The 25104-nt window shown below is 42.8% G+C and carries 9 protein-coding genes and 2 pseudogenes; 5 read left to right on the top strand and 6 right to left on the bottom strand.

The genetic code is table 11. From position 1 onward, the window contains the following. Positions 1-43 precede the first annotated feature (43 nt). The gene (gene moeB, locus CDG77_RS25035) at positions 44-1216 is read right to left on the bottom strand and encodes a molybdopterin-synthase adenylyltransferase MoeB (protein WP_094332045.1); all 1173 of its coding nucleotides are present in this window, start codon (positions 1214-1216) and stop codon (positions 44-46) included. 127 nt (positions 1217-1343) lie between these two features. Then, entirely contained in the window at positions 1344-1814 is a 471-nt protein-coding gene (locus CDG77_RS25030; protein WP_094332046.1) for a Mov34/MPN/PAD-1 family protein, read from the bottom strand. Between the two features lie 1279 nt (positions 1815-3093). Between CDG77_RS25030 and CDG77_RS25025 the strand changes: the two are divergent. Then, a pseudogene (locus CDG77_RS25025) lies at positions 3094-5214 on the top strand (calcium-binding protein); the annotation flags it as partial. Positions 5215-5446: 232 nt separating this feature from the next. Here the strand turns inward: CDG77_RS25025 and CDG77_RS38655 are convergent. After that, a complete protein-coding gene (locus tag CDG77_RS38655; protein WP_262985172.1) occupies positions 5447-5578 on the bottom strand; it encodes a hypothetical protein in 132 nt (43 codons plus the stop codon). 519 nt (positions 5579-6097) lie between these two features. Here CDG77_RS38655 and CDG77_RS25020 point away from each other — a divergent pair. Then, on the top strand, positions 6098-9526 hold the full coding sequence (locus tag CDG77_RS25020; protein ID WP_094332043.1) for a beta strand repeat-containing protein: 3429 nt from the start codon (positions 6098-6100) through the stop codon (positions 9524-9526). A gap of 46 nt (positions 9527-9572) precedes the next feature. Here CDG77_RS25020 and CDG77_RS36815 read toward each other — a convergent pair whose 3' ends face one another. Further along, on the bottom strand, positions 9573-9746 hold the full coding sequence (locus CDG77_RS36815; RefSeq protein ID WP_190234062.1) for a hypothetical protein: 174 nt from the start codon (positions 9744-9746) through the stop codon (positions 9573-9575). A gap of 522 nt (positions 9747-10268) precedes the next feature. Here CDG77_RS36815 and CDG77_RS25015 point away from each other — a divergent pair. The 3 genes and pseudogenes from CDG77_RS25015 to CDG77_RS38900 all read left to right on the top strand — a co-directional run bounded on the left by CDG77_RS25015 (position 10269) and on the right by CDG77_RS38900 (position 21627). Beyond that, complete coding sequence (locus CDG77_RS25015; protein WP_094332042.1) at positions 10269-13889, top strand: beta strand repeat-containing protein; 3621 nt, start codon at positions 10269-10271, stop codon at positions 13887-13889. An 845-nt stretch (positions 13890-14734) separates the two neighbouring features. Beyond that, a pseudogene (locus tag CDG77_RS38905) lies at positions 14735-16984 on the top strand (beta strand repeat-containing protein); the annotation flags it as partial. 758 nt (positions 16985-17742) lie between these two features. Continuing rightward, the gene (locus CDG77_RS38900) at positions 17743-21627 is read left to right on the top strand and encodes a beta strand repeat-containing protein (RefSeq protein ID WP_094332040.1); all 3885 of its coding nucleotides are present in this window, start codon (positions 17743-17745) and stop codon (positions 21625-21627) included. 100 nt (positions 21628-21727) lie between these two features. Here the strand turns inward: CDG77_RS38900 and CDG77_RS25000 are convergent, their stop codons facing one another. Both CDG77_RS25000 and CDG77_RS24995 read right to left on the bottom strand, forming a co-directional pair. Further along, on the bottom strand, positions 21728-22585 hold the full coding sequence (locus CDG77_RS25000; protein WP_094332039.1) for a nitrate ABC transporter ATP-binding protein: 858 nt from the start codon (positions 22583-22585) through the stop codon (positions 21728-21730). A 505-nt stretch (positions 22586-23090) separates the two neighbouring features. Beyond that, positions 23091-25097 (bottom strand): ABC transporter ATP-binding/substrate-binding protein, encoded by a 2007-nt coding sequence (locus CDG77_RS24995; protein ID WP_094332038.1) that lies wholly within the window; start codon positions 25095-25097, stop codon positions 23091-23093. Between the last annotated feature and the right edge of the window lie 7 nt (positions 25098-25104).

The raw sequence follows: 25104 nt of genomic DNA, 5'->3' as shown, positions 1-25104 counted from the left end.
ACCTCACTCAAGCGAGAACAGCTATCAGGAAAGCAGTGCGTTTTTAATACTCTGGAACTGAAGGGTCTATTTCTCGACTCCAAGCGGTAATTCCGCCTTTGACATTTGTCCCAACAATTCCGGCTTCCTTGAGGATGGCAAGGGCTTTTGCCGACCGCCCGCCCATTTTACAATGAGCAATTAAACGGTGGCCGTTTAATATTTCCTTCACCTTCGCAACGCCATTGCCATTTTCAATATCTGGTAAGGGTACCAACACCGAACCAGGAATCTTGGCAATGTCGTACTCATTGGGGTTGCGGACATCCAGCAGTACAAAATCCTTCGCACCGCTATCTAGCAATTCCTTCAAATCTTTGACGGTCATTTCTTGACTTTCCATCTGCTGTTTTGCCTCCTCTGCCTTAGCTTGTGGAATTCCGCAGAATTCTTCGTAGTCTATCAGTTTTTCAATGACTGGGCGAATCGGGTTAGGACGCAGTTTCAACTCCCGAAATTTCATATCTAAGGCGTTGTATAACAGCAACCGTCCACTTAGAGTATTACCTTGTCCCAGAATAATTTTGACTGTTTCCGTTGCTTGGATTAAACCAATAATTCCTGGCAAAATCCCTAATACGCCACCTTCTGCACAAGAGGGAACCATTCCTGGTGGTGGTGGTTCTGGGAAAAGGTCGCGATAATTTGGCCCACCTTGGTAGTTAAATACAGTAGCTTGCCCTTCAAAGCGTAAAATTGAACCGTAGACGTTGGGCTTATTCAGCAATACGCAGGCATCGTTAACTAGATATCTAGTGGGGAAGTTATCAGTACCATCTACCACAATATCATAAGGTTGCAGGATTTCTAGGGCGTTTTCGGAAGTCAGGCGAGTTTCGTATAAATCAACCTGACAATAGGGGTTAATCTCGTGAATGCGGTTTTTTGCCGATTCAATCTTGGGTTTACCCACCCAAGATGTCCCGTGGATGACTTGGCGTTGTAGATTGGAAGTATCGACAACATCGAAATCCACAATCCCGATGCGTCCAATACCCGCCGCCGCCAAATATAAAAGTAGTGGTGAACCTAGTCCACCTGTACCTATACACTGGACGCTGGCGGCTTTCAGGCGCTTCTGTCCTTCTAGTCCTACTTCCGGCAAAATCAGGTGTCTAGAGTAGCGTTCGTAATCGTCTTTGGTTAACTGGATTTCATCCAGATTCGGATCTAGCATAGCAGTTATAATCTAGGAGAGCGGAATATTAATCCTATCGAAAAACTGTCTCTCATATAGAGATAGGGAGTATGGAAGACGAATTTTTAACCGTGGTAGCGGCGAAAACCGCTACGAGTGACTGTCTTTAAACTAAGTCAGATTTTATATTTTCAATTGCCTCTGCTTGGAACTGATGACGATCGTCAAGGCTCCAGCTTCGGAGTTCTCCAGCTTTACCGTTTTGGACGGTAACTATTATATATGAGTATCCTTGCCAAGCATATAAGCGATCGCATTCTGAAGGGATAGCAGAAATATCTGGGTGGGAGTGAAAAATGCCGATAATGTTCAGTGAGCGATCGCGTGCTTCTTTTTGCATTTTTAGCATAATTTCGGGTGCGATCGCATATTGCCGTCTTTTACTTTCTGTTGTGCGTTCCCCTGAAAACTCAGCCGCCGCTTCTGTATTCCAGGCATTTTCTGTTGGCATGACTTCGACCACAGTTTTACCCTCACTAGCCAGATAGCCCAAAATTATACCACAACACTCGTCTGGATAGGTTCTTTCGGCATGGGCGCGGATGGTCTGCAAGTGTTCTTGGCTAAGTCGAATCATCTCTGCGTTGGTCATTTTGGTCAGCGATCGCGATTATTGCATAGATATAGCAGGGGACTGGGGACTGGGGACTGGGTTGAAAGTCTGTTTGTATATAGTTTTTATCATCAGTTAATGTCCTAACCTCGTTGTCCGTTGCTATAATTAAGATATTGGCAGGCGATCGTAATGTAAGTGTAGCTCAACCCAGGCTAAGGGGTAGCCCACCGCAGGCATCGCAGCATTCAAAAAGATGTATGTATTTTTATCAGTCCTTCAAGGATCTTGGAAGTTTCCTGCTTTGAAAGCTTCCGCTCAAACTTCTTTGTGACTGCTGCTGTCTGCAAATTCTTGACTATAAAATCTGAAAATGTGAAGAACAGACTAAGAGAATTTCTAGCACATAAGTAAGTCAGTAGGAAAATTTACAACTATGTAACGAAAAGTTAATCATATTTCAGGCATTCTCCCAAAAAAATTACGTCTGACTCCTTACACTTTGGTTTTCCCCTCGAATAAAGTTTATCCCAAAGCCCTTGTAGATCGAGATTTTTCCATTTATGCAAAACTTCTCTTAACGTTTGTGGAGTTTAGTTAAAATGAGCAGCTATTTTTTCTACGTACCAGCCATCTGCGTTTTACCTGACGATCTCTGCTCAGTCTTTGACTTTCTGTGATGTATTCGCAGTTCTTAGGTTTAATACAGTTTTATCCTGATTGCGAGTCAAAAAACCCTTAAACCAGCACCAGTATTTTAGTTACCTCGGTACATGCATTCTCCATATTTATCTTTACATACTTTGCTTTTTTAACCCCGGCTTACCCACATATTTCGGCATATAATGTAAAGAGTATGCAAAGATAGTTTTTAAGTATAGACATCTAAGTAAATATTCAGTATTAAGTTAATATCAGGTTATTTAAATGTCCCCTATTTTTAAGCTAGACACCCACAGGCAATAGCCCATAACAAGGGTATGAAAATCACCTTCTCTATCAAGAGTTAACTGTTCCCTATTTTCAAAGGATGGTTGTAAAAAACCTGAAATAGTTCATTTCAGTAAATCCACACAGTCGTTAATTTCTACAGTGCGTGAGACTTTGATACTTAGATAAGTGCGTGCTACTTGCAGGCTGGTTGACAGAGTAGATTTTCGAGAAAATTGCTGTCCCTCAAGGGTGACATAAAAGTATGCCGAAAGTATCAACTTTCGGCGAATTCTTGTGTTCTAAAACAGTACTAAATCGGGGTTAATAACTTTAAAGTTACTGAAAAATTTGATTAAGGAAGATAAATATTATGACAAATATCATTGGAACTAACGGTAACGATCCTCTACTGGGCAGTAACGGCGCTGATACGATTAATGGTAAAGCAGGCAACGATACCATTACCGCTAAAAAGGGTAACGACATTCTGACTGGTGGTGGCGGCAAAGATAAATTTATTTATAACTTAGGTGATGGCACTGATACTATTACTGATTTTGGTGGCGTAGGTAAAGGAACAAACCCCACAGCAGCAGTCATTGCCAAAGTTGATACGCTCAAATTCCAGGGTGCTGGTTTCACTGCTCGAAATCTGTTGCTTACCGAGAATGGCAACAATCTAGAAATCACCTTTGATGGAGTAGCTGATACTAAAACGATCCTAAAAAACTTCAAATTAGAAACCCTGGAGAACCTGAAAGCTTCGGGAACAAGACCAGCTGTTGGCAATATCCTGTTTGATGGGCAAACTAGTATCACCGACAGTTTTAATGTTTTAGATGCCAACTCTACTGAAACCATTCTGGGCATCAAAAATACAGTCACCTTTCTCAATAACCTCTCCAACAACATTACGGGTTTAGATAACTCAGATGATGTCGTTAATGGTCAGGGGGGTAATGACCGGATCGATGGCAAGAGTGGTAATGACTTGCTGCGAGGTGGTAGTGGTAATGATACTCTTATTGGTGGCGCTGGTAATGATACCCTGATTGGGGATACGGGCAATGACTCCCTTGACGGTGGCACTGGTAATGACTGGCTGCGCGGTGGTGCGGGCAATGATACCCTCAACGGTGGTACTGGTGACGATTACTTGAATGTTGACTCTTCACCAGGCAATAACCTGCTTTCTGGTGGCGATGGCAACGATACTCTCTCAGCATTAGGTGACTACGAGGGCAATGTGGTGTCTGGTAATAACACTCTCAAGGGTGGTGCTGGTAACGATACCTTGAGTGCTGACGGTTCACCAGGCGATAACCTACTGGATGGTGGTAATGGGAATGATTATCTCTCCGTCTCTGGTGACTACTACAGCCCTGATGTGTCTGGTAATAACACTCTCAAGGGCGGTGCTGGTAACGATACCTTGAGTGCTGTCTTTTCAAAAGGTGATAACTTACTTTCTAGTGGCGATGGCAACGATCGCCTCTCAGTTAATCTTGCTGATGGTAATAACACTCTCAAGGGTGGTACTGGTGACGATTACTTGAGCGCTAATATTTCAACAGGCAATAATCTGCTCTCTGGTGGCGATGGCAATGATTCTCTTTTTGCCTCTGATTTCGAGGGCTACAGGTTTGATAACACATCAGGTAATAATACCCTCAAGGGTGGCGCTGGTAACGATTACTTGAATGTTAACGATTCACGAGGCGCTAATCTACTCTCTGGTGGCGATGGCAATGATTCTCTCTCTGGTTCTAGCTACGGTTACGGCTTCGGAGGATCTTTTTATAACACTACTGGAAATAACACCCTTAACGGTGGTGCTGGTGACGATAATTTGAATGTTGACTATTCATCAGGCGATAATTTGCTGAATGGAGACAATGGCAATGATTATCTTTCCGCCTCTGGCTACGAGTACGACGAGTACGGCGACTACGGCGAAGGAATCTATCGCAAAGCGTCAGGCAATAATACCCTTAACGGTGGCGCTGGTACGGATAAGTTGATTGTTGATTATTCAACAGGCAATAACTTCCTTTTTGGGGGTGATGGCAATGATACTCTCTCTGCATACAATGCATTGGGCAATAACACTCTTTATGGTGGCAATGGCAATGATATCCTCACAGGTGGGAAAGGTAATGATAGCCTTTATGGAGGGAATGGTGCTGATACCTTTGCTTTTAATAGTTACAACGAAGGTGTCGATCGTTTTTATGACTTTAATGCCACTAATGAACTGATTCAGGTATCGGCTGCTGGTTTTGGTGGTGGGTTATTAATAGGTTCACTCTCAGCTAATCAGTTTACCATTGGAACATCTGCAACCACTAGCGCTCAACGATTTATCTATGACTCCAGTACAGGTGGACTGTTCTTTGATCGAGATGGCAGTGTAAGTAGTTTTACTCAGGTAAAATTTGCCCAACTATCTGCTGGATTATCAATCACCAACAACAATTTTGTAGTTGCTTAATCTTAATTAAGGCTCTACCATCACTTTAGACAGAGAATGTGAGGTGCTAAAAATAGCACCTCACATTTAATTGTTCAATGCAATGAGTGTTAAGAGAAAGCAGGTGTTAATTTTTATTGCACAACTTTCCGCATGGGTGCGGATGGTTTACAAATATTTTTGGCTCACTTAAGTTCATATCTGCGTTCTGGATTTTGGGAAGCGATCGCTCGATCTCAACTAATAACCGCAGCTACATCCAACCCATGTATAGGCGATCGCTCGATCTCAAAAAATCAAACATGTATTTTTTATCACTCCTCTGAGGATCTTTGAAGTTGGCTCCCCTAGAAGCTTGTCTAATTTTGCGATCGTTACTGTGCATAGCTTGCCTCTCCAAAAGAATACGATGATGACAACTTGTTACCTGCCGTTATTTGCAAATTAAATTCCTAGAAAGATGTAAAGACTTTACAAAGTGACGTATTTACGTATATATTGATTAGCAAATAATGTGAAGATTAAGCAAAGATGCTTCTTTTACTATAGACATCTAAGTAAATATTCTATATATAGTTATTATCAGGTTATTTAGGTGTTTTTCATTTTTAAGCTTCATACCCTACACAAGGCTGAAACCAATGCAATAACAACTAACTATCTTGCCCAAGCAAGCAAAATTGTGATGCTCGCGACTGAGATTGTCTTAGATAGCTAGATAAGTGCTACTTGCAAATTGCTAAACAGAGTGAATCTTTAAAAAAAATTCCTATCCTTCAAGAGTGAGATAAAAACATGCCGAAAATGTTTAAAATTAACGAGTTATTTGTGCCTTAAAACAGCACTAACTGCAAATTGACAACTGAAAGTTACTAAAAAAATCGATTTAGGTAGGTAGAAAATTATGGCAATTATCAATGGCACTAATGGTAATGATGCCCTCAATGGGACAATCGATAATGACCTGATTAATGGTTTAGCAGGTGACGATACTCTAAATGGTAACGGAGGCTACGACACCCTCAACGGTGGCGCTGGTGATGATACCTTCTCCTTATACACTGGATCAAATAATTATTATACTGATGCCTTGGCAACTGGCGGCGGCGGTAAGGATAAATTTGTTTACGAGATTACCAATGGTCTCATTACCATCACTGATTTCGATGGCATTGGTAAAGGCTCAAACCCATCAGCAGGGGTGATTGCCTCAGTGGATACCTTGCAATTTACAGGAGATGAGCAATTAACTGCGAGAAATTTGCTATTAACTCAAAATGATAACAACTTAGAAATCAGCTTTGACGGGGAGTATGGTTCCAAAGTTGTTCTGCAAAACTTTGTCTTGGAAAACTTAGACAATTTAGCTCAGGTTGGCAATATCCTGTTTGATGGGCAAACTAACATCACAGATAGCTTTGATGTTTTCAATGCCAACTCCACCCAAAACATTATTTTCAAAAAGAACACAGTCACCTTCCTTAACGACCTGAACAATAATGTTAACGGCTTTGACAACTCAGATGATGTAATTAATGGTCAAGGCGGTGATGACATTATTGACGGCAAAAGTGGCAACGACATACTCAGAGGTGGTGCTGGCAATGATACTCTCATTGGTGGTGCGGGCAATGATACTCTCGACAGTGGTGAGGGGAATAACACCCTCAACGGTGGCACTGGTGACGATTACTTAAGTATTGGGTATTCATCTTCACCAGGCGATAATCTGCTTTTTGGAGGCGAGGGCAATGATACTCTCTCTGCCTATGGCGCTTATGGTAATAACACTCTTAACGGTGGCAATGGGAATGACACTTTCTATAGTAATACCGCTGACATCTATTCTGGTTATCTTTATCCTGACAATAATATCTTAGCTGGTGGCAGGGGTAAGGATAAATTTGTTTGCGAATGGTCTTTCCGGGAGACTGGTACTATTACGATCGCCGATTTCGATGGCATTGGTAAAGGCTCAAACCCATCAGCAGATGTGATTGCTGAATTAGATACCTTGCAATTTACAGGTTCTGGGCAATTAGCTGCGAGAAATCTGCAATTAACTCAAAATGGAAACAACTCAGAAATCACTTTTGAAAGAACGCTTGGTTTCAAAGTGGTCTTGCAAAACTTTGCCCTGGAAAATCTAGACAATTTAGCCCAGACCGGCAACATTCTATTTGATGGGCAAACTAGCATCACCGACAGCTTTGATGTCTTCAATGCCAACTCCACCCAAAACACTATTTTCAACAAAAATACAGTCACCTTTCTTAACGACCTGAACAATAATGTTAACGGCTTTGACAACTCAGATGATGTAATTAATGGTCAAGGCGGTGATGACATCATTGACGGCAAAAGTGGCAACGATCTTTTGAGGGGTAGTGCGGGCAATGATACTCTCATTGGTGGTACTGGTGACGATATTCTATTGGATTATTCTGATTTAAAAGGCGATAATTTGCTCTCTGGGGGCGATGGCAATGATATTCTCTCCACCTCTGGCATCATTTATGGACTAGGCAACATAGGATACTACTTCTCTGGCTATGTATCTGGCAATAACACTCTCAACGGTGGCGCTGGTGACGATATCTTGAGTGCTGACTTTTCAACAGGCGATAATCTGCTCTCTGGGGGCGATGGCAATGACTCTCTCGATGCCAGAGCTTTCTACGACTTTGAATACGGAGTCTTTGCCACTTCTGGGAATAACACGCTCAACGGTGGTGCTGGTAACGATACCTTGAATATTGACTATGCATCAGGCAATAACCTACTAAATGGGAACGATGGGAATGATTATCTCTCAGCCTCAAGGAGAGACTACAGCGGAGGCGATGCTCCCTCTGGCAATAATACCCTCGATGGTGGCGTTGGTAATGATACCTTGCGTGCTGAGTATTCAACAGGTGACAACCTACTTTTAGGGGGTGATGGCAATGATTCCTTCTATGTAGGCAGCCCCTCCTCATATAGTGTCCCCTCTGGCTTAGTGACTCAAACGGTAGATGGGGGGGTAGGTGACGATTTGTTGTCGGTAGATTACAGTACTGCTACTGGAGGAATCACTTCAACTTTCAATGCTACTACTAACATTGGCTCAATTACCGCAGGCACGAATCTGGTTAGTTACAAGAATATCGAACAATTAAATATCTCAGGTACAGCCTACAATGACAAAATTGTGGGGAACGATGGCAACGATACGCTCTCTACAGGCAATGGTGGCAATGATACGATTGATGGGGGGATAGGTGACGATTTGTTGTCGGTAGATTACAGTTATTCTTCTTCTGGAGGAATCACAACATCTTTCAATGCCACTACTAACATTAGCTTAATTACCGCAGGCAAGAATCGGGTTAGTTACAAGAATATCGAACGATTAAATATCTCTGGTACACGCTTCAATGACAATATCGTGGGGAGCAATGGCAACGATACACTCTCTACAGGCGATGGTGGCAATGATACGATCGATGGGGGGATAGGTGACGATTTGTTGTCTGTCAATTACAGTGATTCTACCGGAGGAATCACAACGACTTTCAATGCTACTACTAACATTACCTCAATTACAGCAGGCACGAATCAGGTTAGTTACAAGAATATCGAACGATTAAATATCTCAGGTACACGCTTCAATGACAACATTGTGGGGGGCAGTGGCAACGATACGCTCAACGGGGGCGGTGGCAATGATACGATCTATGGGGGGATTGGTGACGACTTGTTGTCCGTAGCTTTAAATGATGGCAATGATGCAAAGATAGATGGGGGAATTGGTGACGACTTGTTGTCCGTAGACTTTGGTTCTACTCCCGGAGGAATCACAACGACTTTCAATGCTACTACTAACATTGGCTCAATTGCAGCAGGCACGAATCAGGTTAGTTATAAGAATATCGAACGATTAAATATCTCAGGTACATGGTTCGATGACAACATTGTGGGGAACAATGGCAACGATACGCTCAACGGGGGCGGTGGAAACGACATCCTGACAGGTGGGAACGGTAATGATACTTTTGCTTTCAGTAGTTACGATGAAGGTATTGATACTATTTATGACTTCAACGCAACTAATGAACTCATTCAAGTATCGGCTTTTTATTCTGGTGGCGGGTTATCAACAGGTTCACTCTCAGCTAATCAGTTTACCATTGGAACATCTGCAACCACTAGCGCTCAACGTCTTATCTATGACTCCAGCACAGGTGGTCTATTCTTTGACCAAGATGGCAGTGAAGGTGGTTTTACTCAGGTAAAATTTGCCCAGCTATCTGCTGGATTATCACTCACCAACAACAATTTTGTGGTTGCTTAATCTTAATTAAGGCTCTACCATCACTTTAGACAGAGAATGTGAGGTGCTAAAAATAGCACCTCACATTTAAGCGATCGCCATCATTGCACAGATACTTCAGATATTGCCACGCGATCGCAGACCTCAAAAAATCAAACATGTATTTTTTATCACTCCTTAGAGGATCTTTGAAGTTGGCTCCCCTAGAAGCTTGTCTAATTTTGCGATCGTTACTGTGCATAGCTTGCCTCTCCAAAAAGAATACGATGATGACAACTTGTTACCTGCCGTTATTTGCAAATTAAATTCCTAGAAAGATGTAAAGACTTTACAAAGTGACGTATTTACGTATACATTGATTGGCAAATAATATGAAGAGTATGCAAAGATGCTCCTTTCACTATAGACATCTAAGTAAATATTCAGTATGTAGTTATTATCGGCTTATTTAGGTGTTTTTTATTTTTAAGCTTCCTACCCTACGCAAGGCTGACACTAATGCAGTTACAACTAACTATCTTGCCAAAGCAAGCAAGATTAGGACGATAGCGACTGAGATTGTCTTAGATGGCTAGATAAGTACTACTTGCAAATTGGTACACAGGATGAAGCTTGAAAGAAAAATTGCTGTGCCTCACGAGTGAGATAAAAGTATGCCGAAAATGTTCAAATTTAACGACTTATTGGTGCCTTAAAACAGCACTAACTGCAAATTGACAACTGAAAGTTACTAAAAAAATCGATTGTAGGTAGGTAGAAAATTATGGCAATTATCAATGGCACTAATGGTAATGATGCCCTCAATGGGACAACCGATGATGACCTGATTAATGGTTTAGCAGGTGACGATACTCTAAATGGTAACGGAGGCTACGACACCCTAGATGGTGGCACTGGTGACGATACATTCTATATTGACTCATATACTTATGGTGATATCTCGATCGCAGGTGGTGGGGGCAAGGATAAATTTGTTTACACTCTCAACGAGAATGGTTATGGTACTAATACCATCATCACAGATTTCGGTGGAATTGGTAAAGGCTCAAACCCATCATCGGCGGCGATTACCGAAGTGGATACCTTGCAATTCAAAGGTTCTGAGCAATTAGCTGCAAAAAATCTGCAATTAACTCAAAATGGTAACGACTTAGAAATCAGGTTTGAAGGAGTGCCTTATTACAGAGTCCTCTTGCAGAACTTTGCTCTGGAAAACCTAGACAATTTAGCTCAGGTTGGCAATATCCTGTTTAATGGGCAAACTAACATCACAGATAGCTTTGATGTTTTCAATGCCAACTCCACCCGAAGCACCATCTTCAACAAGAATACAGTCACCTTCCTTAACGACCTGAACAATAATGTTAACGGCTTTGACAACTCAGATGATGTAATTAATGGTCAAGGCGGTGATGACATCATTGACGGCAAAAGTGGCAACGACATACTCAGAGGTGGTGCGGGCAATGATATTCTCATTGGTGGTGCGGGAAATGACACCCTGATTGGTGATTCGGGGAATAACACCCTCAACGGTGGCGCTGGTGACGATTACTTGAGTGCTGATTCAATAAGCAACTATGTTTATGGCGATCCAACAAACAATAACCTGCTTTCTGGAGGCGATGGCAATGATACTCTTTTTGCCGCCATATTTGGTAATAGCACCCTCAATGGTGGCACTGGTGACGATACAATCTATAGCAATGTTGCTAATAATGATGACATACTGATAACTGGCGGCGGTGGCAAGGATAAATTTGTTTATCAAGCACCGGAATTTTCAGGTGGTAATACTACCATTACGATCGCCGATTTTGGTGGTACTGGTAAAGGCTCAAACCCATCATTGGCGGTGATTGGTGAATTGGATACCTTGCAATTTACAGGAGATGAGCAATTAACTGCGAGAAATCTGCGATTAACTCAAAATGGTGATAACACAGAAATCATTTTTAACGAGAGATATGGTTCCAAAGTGGTGTTGCAGAACTTTGCCCTGGAAAATCTGGACAATTTAGCCCAGGTCGGCAATATCCTATTTTATGGGCAAACTAATATTACTGACAGCTTTGATGTCTTCAATGCCAACTCCACCGAAAGCACCATCTTCAACAAGAATACAGTCACCTTTCTTAACGACCTAAACAATAATGTCAACGGCTTTGACAACTCAAATGATGTTATCAATGGTCAGGGGGGTAATGACATCATTGATGGCAAAAGTGGCAACGACTTACTGCGAGGTGGTGCAGGCAATGATATTTTGATTGGTGGTGCTGGTAACGATCAACTATATGGGAATGAAGGTAACAATACTCTAGATGGTGGTCTTGGTAACGATCAGCTTGATGGTGTATATTCTACCGGAAACAATGTTTTCAATGGCGGAAGTGGATCTGATACTCTTAACCTCTACTATTCTACTGGGAATAACAAGCTTAGTGGGGATGAAGGGAATGATGCCCTTTATATTAGCGAATCTACTGGCAACAATACGCTTTCAGGTGGAGATGGGGCTGATTCTTTTTATGCCGATAGAATCCAAGGTACAAACATCTTCGATGGAGGAGATGGAAATGACTCGTTCTTTTTGAGCGTCGTCAGGTATCCCTCCTCTAACTTAACAACTGAAACAGTAGATGGGGGAGCAGGTGACGATTTACTTTCCGTCAATTACGGCAATGCTAACGGAGCAGTCACTTTTACTTTTAATGCCATCACTAACACTGGCTCGATTACGGCTGGCAGAAATCAGGTTAGCTTCAAGAATATCGAAGGATTAAATATCACAGGTACAGCATACAATGACTATCTAGTAGGAACCTATCGCGACGATACGTTATCCGGCGGCGGCGGCAATGATACGATTATCGGCGGTGCAGGTAACGATGTCTTAAGTGCTGGCGGAGGCGATAGCACTCTCTATGGTGACACAGGTAACGATTTATTGAGTGTTTTCGATTCATCAGCCGATAATTTGCTTTTTGGTGGCGATGGCAATGATAGCTTGAATGGCTCTGGTGAATACTATGGCTTTGGCTCAGGCGATAACACCCTGTATGGTGGCACCGGTGATGATTCCTTGACTGCTCGCTTTGCAACAGGCAATAATCTCCTAGATGGTGGCGATGGCAATGATTATCTTTCCATCTCTGACTCCTACTATGATGAGGGTTACTATAGTGCGTCAGGCGATAACACTCTCAATGGTGGTACTGGTAACGATATTTTGAATACGGCCTATACAACAGGCGATAACTTACTCTATGGCGGCGATGGCAATGATTCCTTCTATATAGGCAGTCCCCCCCCCTCCCCATACGATCCCACATATAGTATCCCCGTGAATCAAACGGTAGATGGGGGTACAGGTGACGATTTCTTGTCCGTCGATTACAGGAATGCTACAGGAGGAGTCACAACAACTTTCAATGCTGCTACTAATATTGGCTTAATTACGGCGGGCACTAATCAGCTTAGCTACAAGAATATCGAACGATTCGATATCACAGGTACAGCCTACAATGACAACATTGTAGGCAACAGTGGCAATGATACGCTCTCTACAGGCAATGGCGGCAATGATACAATCGATGGAGGGATAGGTGACGATTTGTTGTCTGTAGATTTTAGTGATGCTACCGCAGGAATCACTTCGACATTCAATCCTACTACTAACATTGGTTCAATTACCGCAGGCACGAATCAGGTTAGCTACAAGAATATCGAACGATTAAATATCTTAGGTACAGCCTACGATGACAGCATTGTGGGTAACAGTAGCAATGATACCCTCTCTGGGGGCGCTAGTGGCAATGATACGATCGATGGGGGAATAGGTGACGATTTGCTCTCTGTAGATTTTAGGGATGCTACCGCAGGAATCACAACAACTTTCAATCCTACTACTAACATTGGCTCAATTACCGCAGGTACGAATCAGGTTAGTTACCAGAATATCGAGCGATTAAATATCTCAGGTACAGCCTACGATGACAACATTGTAGGCAACAATGGCAACGATACGCTCTTTGGGGGCACTGGTGGCAATGACATCTTGACAGGTGGGGACGGTAATGATACTTTTGCTTTCAATATTTACGGTGAAGGACTTACTCGTGTTGATGACTTCAACGTTGCTAATGAATTTATTCAGGTATCAGGTGATTTTTATGACGCAACATTTTCACTTCTGAAAAGTCAGTTTACTATCGGAGCATCTGCAACCACTAGCGCTCAACGATTTATCTATGACTCCACCACAGGTGGACTGTACTTTGACCGAGATGGCAGTGCAAGTGGTTATACTCAGGTAGAATTTGCCCAACTATCTGCTGGATTATCATTAACCGAAAACAATTTTGTACTGGTTTATGGTTAGCACTGTTTTATCATTATAGGTACGGTTGGCGAGGTGCTTTTTTGGGCACCTCGCAGGATGTTTACAAGTATTTTTGACTCACTTAGCTCATGTCTGCGTTCTTGATTTTGGGAAGCGATCGCCATCATTGCACAGATACTTCAGATATTGCCATGCGATCGCTCGATCTCAAATCATAACCACAGCTACATCCAACCCACGTATAGGCGATCGCAGACCTCAAAAATCAAACATGTATTTTTTATCACTCCTCTGAGGATCTTTGAAGTTGGCTCCCGTAGAAGCTTGTCTAATTTTGCGATCGTTACTGTGCGTAGCTTGCTTCTTCAAAAGAATACGATGATAACAACTTGTTACCTGCCGTTATTTGCAAATTAAATTCCTAGAAAGATGTAAAGACTTTACAAAGTGACGTATTTACGTATACATTGATTAGCAAATAATGTGAAGATTAAGCAAAGATGCTTCTTTAACTATAGACATCTAAGTAAATATTCTATATATAGTTATTGTCAGGTTATTTAGGTGTTTTTCATTTTTAAGCTTCATACTCTACGCAAGGCTGAAACCAATGCAATAACAACTAACTATCTTGCCCAAGCAAGCAAGATTGGGACGATCGCGACTGAGATTGTCTTAGATAGCTAGATAAGTGCTACTTGCAAATTGGTACACAGGATGAAGCTTGAAAGAAAAATTGCTGTGCCTCACGAGTGAGATAAAAGTATGCCGAAAATGTTCAAATTTAACGACTTATTGGTGCCTTAAAACAGCACTAACTGCAAATTGACAACTGAAAGTTACTAAAAAAATCGATTGTAGGTAGGTAGAAAATTATGGCAATTATCAATGGCACTAATGGTAATGATACCCTCAATGGGACAACCGATAATGACCTGATTAATGGTTTAGCAGGTAACGATACTCTAAATGGTAACGGAGGCGACGACACCCTAGATGGTGGCACTGGTGACGATACCATTTATAGTGATTTTGGTAATAATTATTCTGGTAATAGTTATGAAATATTGACGACTGGTGGTGGCGGCAAGAATAAATTTGTTTCTCAGGTATATGACAATTTCGGGGGTACTAGTAACACTACCGTTACCATTACTGATTTCGGTGGCATTGGTAAAAGCTCAAACCCTTCATCGGCAGTAATTGCCGAAGTGGATACCTTGCAATTTACAGGAGATGAGCAATTAACTGCAAGAAATCTGCTGCTAACTCAAAATGGTGATAACACAGAAATCATCTTTGACGGAGGGTTTTTTGGTTCCCAAATTGTTCTGCAAAACTTTGCCTTGGAAAACCTGGACAATTTAGCCCAGGTTGGCAACATCCTATTTTATGGGCAAACTAGCATCACCGACAGCTTTGATGTCTTCAATGCCAACTCCACCCAAAGCACTATCTTCAATAAGAATACAGTCACCTTCCTTAACGACCTCTCCAACAATGTCAACGGCTTTGACAACTCAGATGATGTAATTAATGGTCAGGGGGGTAATGACATCATTAATGGCAAAAGTGGTAACGACTTTTTGAGAGGTGGTGCGGGCAATGACACTCTCTTTGGTGGTGCGGGCAATGACACTCTCTTTGGTGGTGTAGGGCTTAACATCCTGGACGTTGACGATAACACACTTAATGGTGGCGCTGGTAATGATACCTTGATTCTTAGCTATTCAACAGGCGATAATCTACTCAATGGGGGCGATGGTAATGATTCTCTCTCCACTACTGAGTCCTTCGGCTACAATACTCCATCTGGCAATAACACACTTAATGGTGGCGCTGGTAACGATATCTTGAGTGTTGACGGTTCAACAGGCGATAATCTACTCAATGGGGGCGATGGTAATGATATCTTGACATATATTTCCTATCAAGTCGTAGGTAGAAATACCCTTAACGGAGGGAATGGTGATGACTTGTTTTTTTTGAGCGTCTACCCAAGTTACCTAGAGACTACCCCTTCTGACTTAGTAATTCAAACGGTAGATGGAGGGACAGGTAAGGATACCTTATCCGTCAGTTACCAGTCCGATCCTAATGGAATTACAACGACATTCAATGCCACCACTAACATTGGCTCGATTACGCCTAGCAGGAATCAGGTTAGCTTCAAGAATATCGAAGAATTAAATATCACAGGTACAGCATACAATGACTATTTAGTGGGCAGCAATGGCAACGACAGTTTGGACGGGGGGCGTGGTGGCAATGATACGATTATTGGCGGTGCAGGTAACGATAGCTTGAGAGTTTTCGATTCATCAGGCAATAGTCTGTTCTCTGGTGGCGATGGTGACGATAAATTAAGTGTTGGTGGCAGTTCATCAGGCAATAACCTGCTCTCTGGGGGCGATGGCAATGATTCTCTTAATGTCTCTGGCTACTTTGATGGAGATATGTACGGTGCCGCATCTGGCAATAACACTCTCAATGGTGGTGCTGGTGACGATTATTTGAGTATTGGCATTTCAAAAGGCAATAACCTGCTCTCTGGGGGTGATGGCAATGATTCTCTTAGTGTCTCTACCGACTACGAAACCTTCTATACTGCGGCTGGCAATAACACCCTCAACGGTGGCGCTGGTGACGATTATTTGAGTGTTTCTAGGGGTTCAACAGGCGATAACTTACTTTCTGGAAACGATGGTGATGATACTCTGTCTGCCTCTGGTGCATCTGGTAATAACACTCTTTATGGTGGCAATGGCAATGACATCCTGACCGGTGGTAAAGGTAATGATACCATTTATGGAGGGGCTGGTATTGATACCTTTGCTTTCGGTAGTTACAATGAAGGCATTGAAACTATTTCTGACTTCAACGCCACTAATGAACTGATTCAGGTATCGGCTGCTGGTTTCGGTGGTGGGTTATCAACTTCTTCAGTTCAGAAAAGTCAGTTTACTATTGGAGCATCTGCAACCACTAGCGCTCAACGATTTATCTATGACTCCACCACAGGTGGACTGTACTTTGACCAAGATGGCAGTGCGCCTGGGTTTACTCAAGTAAAATTTGCCCAACTATCTGCTGGATTATCATTAACCGAAAACAATTTTGTACTCGTTTATTAGCACTGTTTTATCATTTTAGGTACGGTTGGCGAGGTGCTATTTTTAGCATCTTGCATTTTTATTGCTCAATGGAAGTCGTTTTGGTCAGCGATCGCAATTATTGCACAGATAATATTATCAGTGTAAATGTAGCCCTCGGTAGGCATTAAAAATTAGAAGAATATAAAGAATATACAAAGCTCAGTATTCGTATATACATTGATTGGTCAATAATATGAAGCTTGTGTAAAAATGCTGATTCAGCACAGACATTTAAGTAAGATATTGACCATGTAGTTATTCTGAGGCTATTAAGATGTTCTCTATGTACAAGCTAGATACTCACGGAACATAGCCCACAAGGAGGGCATAAAAATCTCTATCTTACTTTTAAGCTAGTAGGACTTAGGCACTGGCAAAAAACTAAATATGAACAGTAATTTTTAGGCATTCAATTAGAAGACTTTTTGTTGTTTGTTCAGTAATTTCTAGTAAACAAAGATAATTTATTTAACCCGAAATAACCAAATACCTTGAATGCATACCCTCATTCGTTTGTACAGCGCTTAAGGCTTAGATAGTTTGAGATAGTTAGATTCAGTACTACGTACAAGCCATTACATGGGCAAATTTTCGAGAAATATTCCGATCCTCAAGGGTGAGCGATAAAGTATGCCGAAAACGTCAAATTTCGGCGAGTTGTTTGTGCCGAAAAACAGCACTAACAGCAGATTCTGAATTTAAGTTACTAAAAAAATAGATTGAGGTAGGTAAAAGTCATGGCAAGTATCATTGGAACCAACGGTAACGATACCCTGTACGGCGGTGGCTACGACGACACCTTGACTGGTGGAGGTGGCAACGATCTTTATGACATACCAGGCGATTCCCCTGCTGTCGTCACCATCAGCGATTTTGGTGGCATAGGTAAAGGCATCAATCCATCGGCAGCAGTCATTGCCGAAGTAGACACGTTAAGATTTTCTTACGATGATTCCCTCAATGCCGAAAATTTACTGCTGACTCAGAAGGGCAACAATCTGGAAATCACCTTTGAACCGTTTCCTTTCTATAGTCCTAAAGTCATCCTGCAAAACTTTGCCTTGGAAAATCTGGATAATCTCAGCACATCTACAGGAGCCAAAGTAAACTTAGGCAATATCCTGTTTAATGGGCAAACTAGCATCACAGATAGCTTTGATGTCTTCAATGCCAACTCCACCCAAAGCACAGTCTTTAACAAAAATACAGTCACCTTCCTTAACGACCTGAACAATAATGTTAACGGCTTTGATAACTCAGATGATGTCATCAATGGTCAGGGAGGTGATGACAAAATTGACGGCAAAAGTGGTAACGACCGTTTGCGGGGTGGTGCAGGAAATAATACTCTGATTGGTGGTGTGGGCAATGATATCTTGGATGTTGAATATTCAACAGGCAACAACATCCTTAACGGTGACACTGGTGACGATTACTTGAATGCTGGGGCAACATCCGGCAATAACCTGCTGTCTGGTGGCGATGGCAACGATACTCTCTACGCCTCTTACATTTTTACAGACCCTTATGGCTATGGCGGCTATATTGCTTCATTCGGTAATAACACCCTTAACGGTGGCGCTGGTGACGATTACTTGAATGCTGAGTCTCCAGAAGGCAATAACCTGCTATCTGGTGGCGATGGCAATGATACTCTCACTACCTCTAGTGTTTTTACTGAGAGGGGAGCTCCTAATTTTATCTCATCAGGGAATAACACTCTCAACGGTGGCGCTGGTGACGATACCTTGAGGGCTGAGGCAACATCCGGCAATAACCTGCTATCTGGTGGTGATGGCAATGATTATCTTGATATCTCAGGTATACCCAATTACTACTATGATATATCCTTGTCTTCAGGCGATAATACTCTCAACGGTGGTGCTGGTGACGATACCTTGAGGGCTGAGGATTCAACAGGAAATAACTTCCTCTTTGGAGACGATGGCAATGATTCCTTCTATCTAAATTTAAAGAATCAAACGGTAGATGGGGGTAAGGGTGACGATTTGTTGTCCGTTGATTACAGTTATTACGTCGGTGTTACAGAAGGAATTACAACGACATTCAATCCTACTAATAACACTGGCTCAATTACGGCCGGCACATATAAGGTTAATTACAAGGATATCGAACGATTAAATATCTCAGGTACAGTTTACAATGACAATATTGTGGGTAACAGTGGCAACGATACCCTCTCCGGGGGCAATGGTGGCAATGATACCATCGATGGGGGTGAGGGTGACGATGTATTGTCCGTCAATTACAATGATACTACTGGGGGAATTACAACGACATTCAATCCTACTACTAACATTGGTTCAATTAAAGCGGGTACGAATCAGGTTAGTTACAAGGATATCGAACGATTAAATATCTCAGATACAGTTTACAATGACAACATTGTGGGTAACAGTGGCAACGATACCCTCTCCACGGGCAATGGTGGCAATGATACCATAGATGGGGGTGAGGGTGACGATGTGTTGTCCGTCAATTACAATTATGCTGCTGTGGCGATCGCTTCAACTTACAATGCCACTACTAACACTGGCTCAATTACGGCAGGTGCGAATCGGGTTACTTACAAGAATATCGAGGGATTCAATATCTTAGGTACAGCCTACGATGACAAGATTGTGGGAAATGATGGCAACGATACGCTCTTTGGGGGTGTTGGCAATGATACGATTATTGGTGGTGCAGGTAATGATATCTTGACAGGTGGGAGTGGGTTTGGTGACGACAGCCTAACTGGTGGCACAGGCAATGATAAATTTGTTTACAACTTGAACGACGACAAAGGCAACTATGGCAATTACACTGATACTATTACTGATTTCGGTGGCATAGGTAAAGACTCAAATCCCTCAGCAACAGTGATTGCCTCCTTAGACACTTTGCAATTTACAGGTAGTGGCTTCACTGCTCAAAATCTGCAATTAACTCAAAATGGTAACAACTTAGAAATTACCTTTGAAGATATCGCTAATAGCAAAGTCATTCTGCAAAACTTCAAATTAGAAAACCTGGATAATCTGCCAGCAACTTCTTCACGACCTGCTATTGGCAATATCCTATTTGATGGACAAACCAGCATCACCGACAGTTTTGATGTGTTTGATGCTAATTCCACTCAAACTACCCTGTTCAATAAGAACACTGTAACCTTCCTCAATGACCTATCCAACAATCTTACAGGTTTTGATAACTCCAATGATGTCATCAATGGTCAAGGGGGTGATGACATCATCAACGGCTTGAGTGGTAATGACATCCTCAGAGGTGATGCGGGAAATGATACTCTGATTGGTGGTGCAGGAAATGATACCCTCAACGGTGGTGCAGGTGATAATATCCTTGACGGTGGTATTGGTAACGACAGCTTGAATGCTAGCAGTTCAACAGGTAATAATACCCTCAATGCTGGTATCGGTGACGACAGCTTGAATGCTGTGGGTTCAAAAGGCGATAACCTGCTCTTTGGGGGTGATGGCAATGATTCTCTTGACATCTCTGGCCTTGTTTACTACTACTCATTCCGCCCCCGCCAGGACTCTCGCTCATCTGGTAATAATACCCTCAACGGTGGTGCAGGTAATGATACCTTGCTTGCTGGTGGTTCAAAAGGCAATAATCTGTTCTCTGGGGGCGATGGCAATGATTATCTTGACATCTCTGGTAGCTACAGCAGCAACAATTATGACAACTCCACGGACTCTCGCTCCATAGGTAATAACACCCTCAATGGTGGGGCTGGTGACGATACCTTGGATGCTAGGGGTTTAAAAGGCGATAACCTTCTCTCTGGGGGTGATGGCAATGATTATCTTGACATCTTTGGTAGGTACAGCTACTACTACTCCTACGATTACTCCGACTCTCGCTCTATAGGTAATAACACCCTCAATGGTGGGGCTGGTGACGATACCTTGGATGCTGGGGGTTTAAATGGGGGTTTAAAAGGCGATAACCTTCTCTCTGGAGGTGATGGCAATGATTCCTTCTATCTAAGCACCACACCCCCAGATACAACTTCTTCTGACTTAGCTACTCAAACAGTAAATGGCGGTAATGGTAACGATTTCTTGTCCATCGATAACTACTTTGCTACAAAGGCGATCGCTTCGACTTTTAATGCTACTACTAACACTGGATCGGTTACGGCAGATGGGTATCTAGTTAATTACAACAATATCGAAGCATTAAATATCTCAGGTACAGACTACAATGACTTGATTGTGGGCAGCAACGGCAATGATACCCTCACAGGTGGAAAGGGTAATGACAGCCTCTATGGAGGGAATGGAAATGATACCTTTGTTTTCTCTAATTACAATGAAGGTGTTGATAGTCTTTATGACTTTAACGCAGCTAATGAACTCATTCAGGTATCGGCTTTTGCTTTTGGTGGCGGGTTGTCAATAGGTTCACTCGCAGCTAATCAGTTTACTCTGGGAACATCTGCAACAGCGATCGCTCAACGATTCATTTATGATAATTCTACAGGTGGACTGTATTTTGACCAAGATGGCAGTGCGGCTGGGTTTACTCAGGTAAAACTTGCCCAACTATCTGCTGGATTATCACTAACCAACAACAATTTTGTGGTTGGTTAATTGTGATTAGTAGAGAGGCGAAATTAATTTCGCCTCTCTACTAATGTCAAACGAATTGTGAGCGATCGCTATACCCAAAACCAGGAGAATGACGATTAGTTTAACCTACGTCATCATGGGCAAAACGATTAAACAAGAAGTCTAGAGCATAATTACGCAGTTGGTAGTATTGTGGATCTTCCATAATGCGGGCGCGATCGCGTGGACGAGAAAAGGGAATTTCCATGACTTCGCCAATTTTAGCGTGTGGGCCATTGGTCATCATGACCAATTTATCTGCCAAAAATAGTGCTTCGTCGATATCATGGGTAATCATCAGCACTGTACAACGGTTATCGCCCCAAATTTTCAGCAATTCTTCTTGTAATTCTTCTTTGGTGATGGCATCCAGCGCCCCAAATGGTTCATCTAAAATTAAGACTTTGGGACGAATCGCCAAAGCACGGGCGATAGAAACCCGTTGTCTCATCCCCCCGGACATCTGCATTGGTTTCTTTTCCATTGCATCAGCCAGCCCCACCATTGCAAGATGATCGCGGACGATCGCTCTTTTTTCGGCTTGTGGTTTGTTGGGATAAACGGCGTTAACAGCTAAGTAGATGTTTTCAAAAGCAGTTCGCCAAGGTAGCAGGGCATAGTTTTGGAAGACAACCATCCTGTCTGGGCCTGGTTTGGTAATTGGTTCTCCTTCGAGTAAGACTTCGCCGGAGGTGGGAAAGTTAAAGCCGGATACCATATTTAATAGTGTCGATTTGCCACAGCCGGAGTGGCCGATTAGGCAAATAAATTCGCCTTGTTCGACGTTGAGGTTAACGCCGTCGAGGACGGTGAAGGGGCCTTTTTTTGTGGGGTAGACTTTGGTAACGTCTTTAATTTCTAGAAAAGGTCTGCGGCTGGTGGTTGCAGTGGTGAATGGTTTTCCTAGTGTGTTTGTAGCTGTGAAGTTGCGGTTTTGCATGGTATTTGGGGTTTAAAATGCTTAATGTACGCGATGTGTAACTGAATATTCTGACCTCACTTCCATTCCTCTCCCCTCTTCTAAGCTACGGTGTACACGCATCTCTGTACCAAACCAAAATCGTGTAGATCCTCCTAAATCCTCCTTAAAAAGGAGGACTTTGAGAGGTTTTTGCCCCCCTTTTTAAGGGGGGTTGGGGGGATCAAAAGCTTGGAGTCCACTCTCAAAGACTTGTGTGTACACCGTAGCTAGAAGGGGGTAGGGAGTTAGGTCTTTTGTTAGTTTTTCCAAATGACATGAAAAGTCAAATCATAATGGAGTTCAGAGGTTCATTAATATAACAAAGTCAATTTTTTAACGAACCGCGAAGGACGCAAAGGACACAAAGTAAGAGAAGAAAGAGAAGGAAGAAATGCTTAACTAAACTGTATTGTTTGTTAATGGAGTTTAAACACTGGCGAGTGATGTCCTACTTCTCCCACTCCCTCTTTCTCTCACCAGTTTTTTATGATGCGAGTTTTCTTCTTGGTGCATCAAGAACAACTTCCGCAACTGAAAAATCACATTTAATTTTCAAGCTGTTGAGATAGGCGATCGGATCGTCGGCGTTAAAGGGAGTGCCATCGAAGAGTTTGATCGGTTGGCGAATATAGCTAATATCCAAACCTAATTCTCGGGCGGCGGTGCTGAAAACACGCACTCGACAAACTCGTTCAACAACTTCTACCCAATTTCTGGGGAAGGGAGTGTCACCCCAACGCGCCAATTGACTCATAATCCAAATTTGTTCGGTGCGGCTGGGGCGATTAATGGCTGATTCAGAATAAAACTGGTGATGAGCATAGTCTCGCAAGGGATGATCTAAGCTACAGACATTATTATCTGGATCTTCGAGTTGAATGTATTCTAAATCGGTACTAACATAATCTCGCCCTGCTAAAATTTGCCGAATTTCTTGGGCATTGTCGGGATTTGCACAGTACTGGCAAGCTTCTAATAAAGCTTTGGTTAAAGCAATGTGCGTATTTGGATAGGTTTCTGCCCAATCTTCCCGCACACCAAGAACTTTACCGGGGTGTCCGAACCAAACTTCTAAGTCCGTAGCGATGGTAAAGCCGACACCTTCGACAGCAGCGCGGTAGTTCCAAGGTTCGCCCACGCAGTAACCATCAATGCTTCCGGCTTTTAAATCGGCTACCATCTGCGCTGGGGGAATGGTCTTCATATCCACATCGCAATCGGGGTCAATTCCACCAGCCGCTAGCCAGTAACGCAGCAGCAAGTTGTGCATAGATGCGGGATGCACTACTCCCATTGTGTGCCGTTGTTCGCGGGTGCGAAGCAGATATCTTTTGAAATCTGATAAGTTTTGCACGCCTTGGTCGTAAAAGCGCTTTGCTAAGGTGATGGCGTTACCGTTGCGAGTCATGGTTAGGGCGGTGACAACGGGCAGAGGTTGGTTATTATGTCCTCCCAAAGTTAACCACATTGGCATCCCGGAAGGCATTTGAGCCGCATCTAAATAACCACCACTTATGCCATCGACGATACCCCGCCAGTTGCTTTCGCGCACAAGGTTCACTTCATCTAAACCATGCTTGGCAAAGAAGCCTTTTTCTTTCGCAACTGCTAAGGGGGCGCAAGCTGTCAGAGGTAAAAAGCCAATTTCTAGGTTAACTTTTTCTAATCCATGACGGGCAACGTCGGCAGTTTTCCGCGCCCGAATTTTCTTGATCCGTTTTTGCTGATTGAGGAAGTAAATCATCTCACTCCGCAAGCTGTAGTAACTCGGATGTTCTACTACTTCCATCCGCTTGCGGGGTCTGGGAATATCTACTTCTAAAATGTCACCGATTTTAGATTCGGGGCCGTTGGTTAGCATCACGATTCTGTCAGATAACAGCACTGCTTCATCGACATCATGTGTCACCATCACGGCGGTAACTTGATTTTCTTCGCAGATTTGCATCAGTTGTTCTTGCAAATTACCGCGTGTGAGTGCATCTAAAGCACCAAAGGGTTCATCTAGCAAGAGTAATTTAGGGCGAATTGCTAAGGCGCGGGCGATCGCAACTCGCTGCTTTTGTCCACCTGATAACATTCCCGGTTGTTTGTCAGCATGGGGACGCAAACCCACCATATTAATATGTTTTTCGATAATCTCGTTGCGTTCCTCGGCTGGTATACCCTTCATTACCGAGTCCACAGCCAGGGCAATATTTTCTCTTACCGTCCGCCAAGGTAATAGCGAATAATTTTGGAATACCACCATCCTGTCTGGGCCGGGTTTGGTGATTCTTTGTCCTTCTAAGGTGACAAGACCTTCAGTTGGCAAATCCAAACCTGCAATCATATTTAATAGAGTGGATTTACCGCAACCGGAGTGACCAATCAAAGAAACGAATTCTCCTTTTTTAATTTGGAGGTCGATTCCTTTAAGGGCGATATATTTGCCACCACCAGTTAATTCAAAAACTTTTTCAATTTGATCGACAGCTACGAACATAGGGATTGGGGAT

It is taken from the genome of Nostoc sp. 'Peltigera membranacea cyanobiont' 213 (genome assembly GCF_002245975.1).
GTDB lineage: Bacteria > Cyanobacteriota > Cyanobacteriia > Cyanobacteriales > Nostocaceae > Nostoc.
This window is presented reverse-complemented; position numbering and strand designations above follow the sequence as displayed.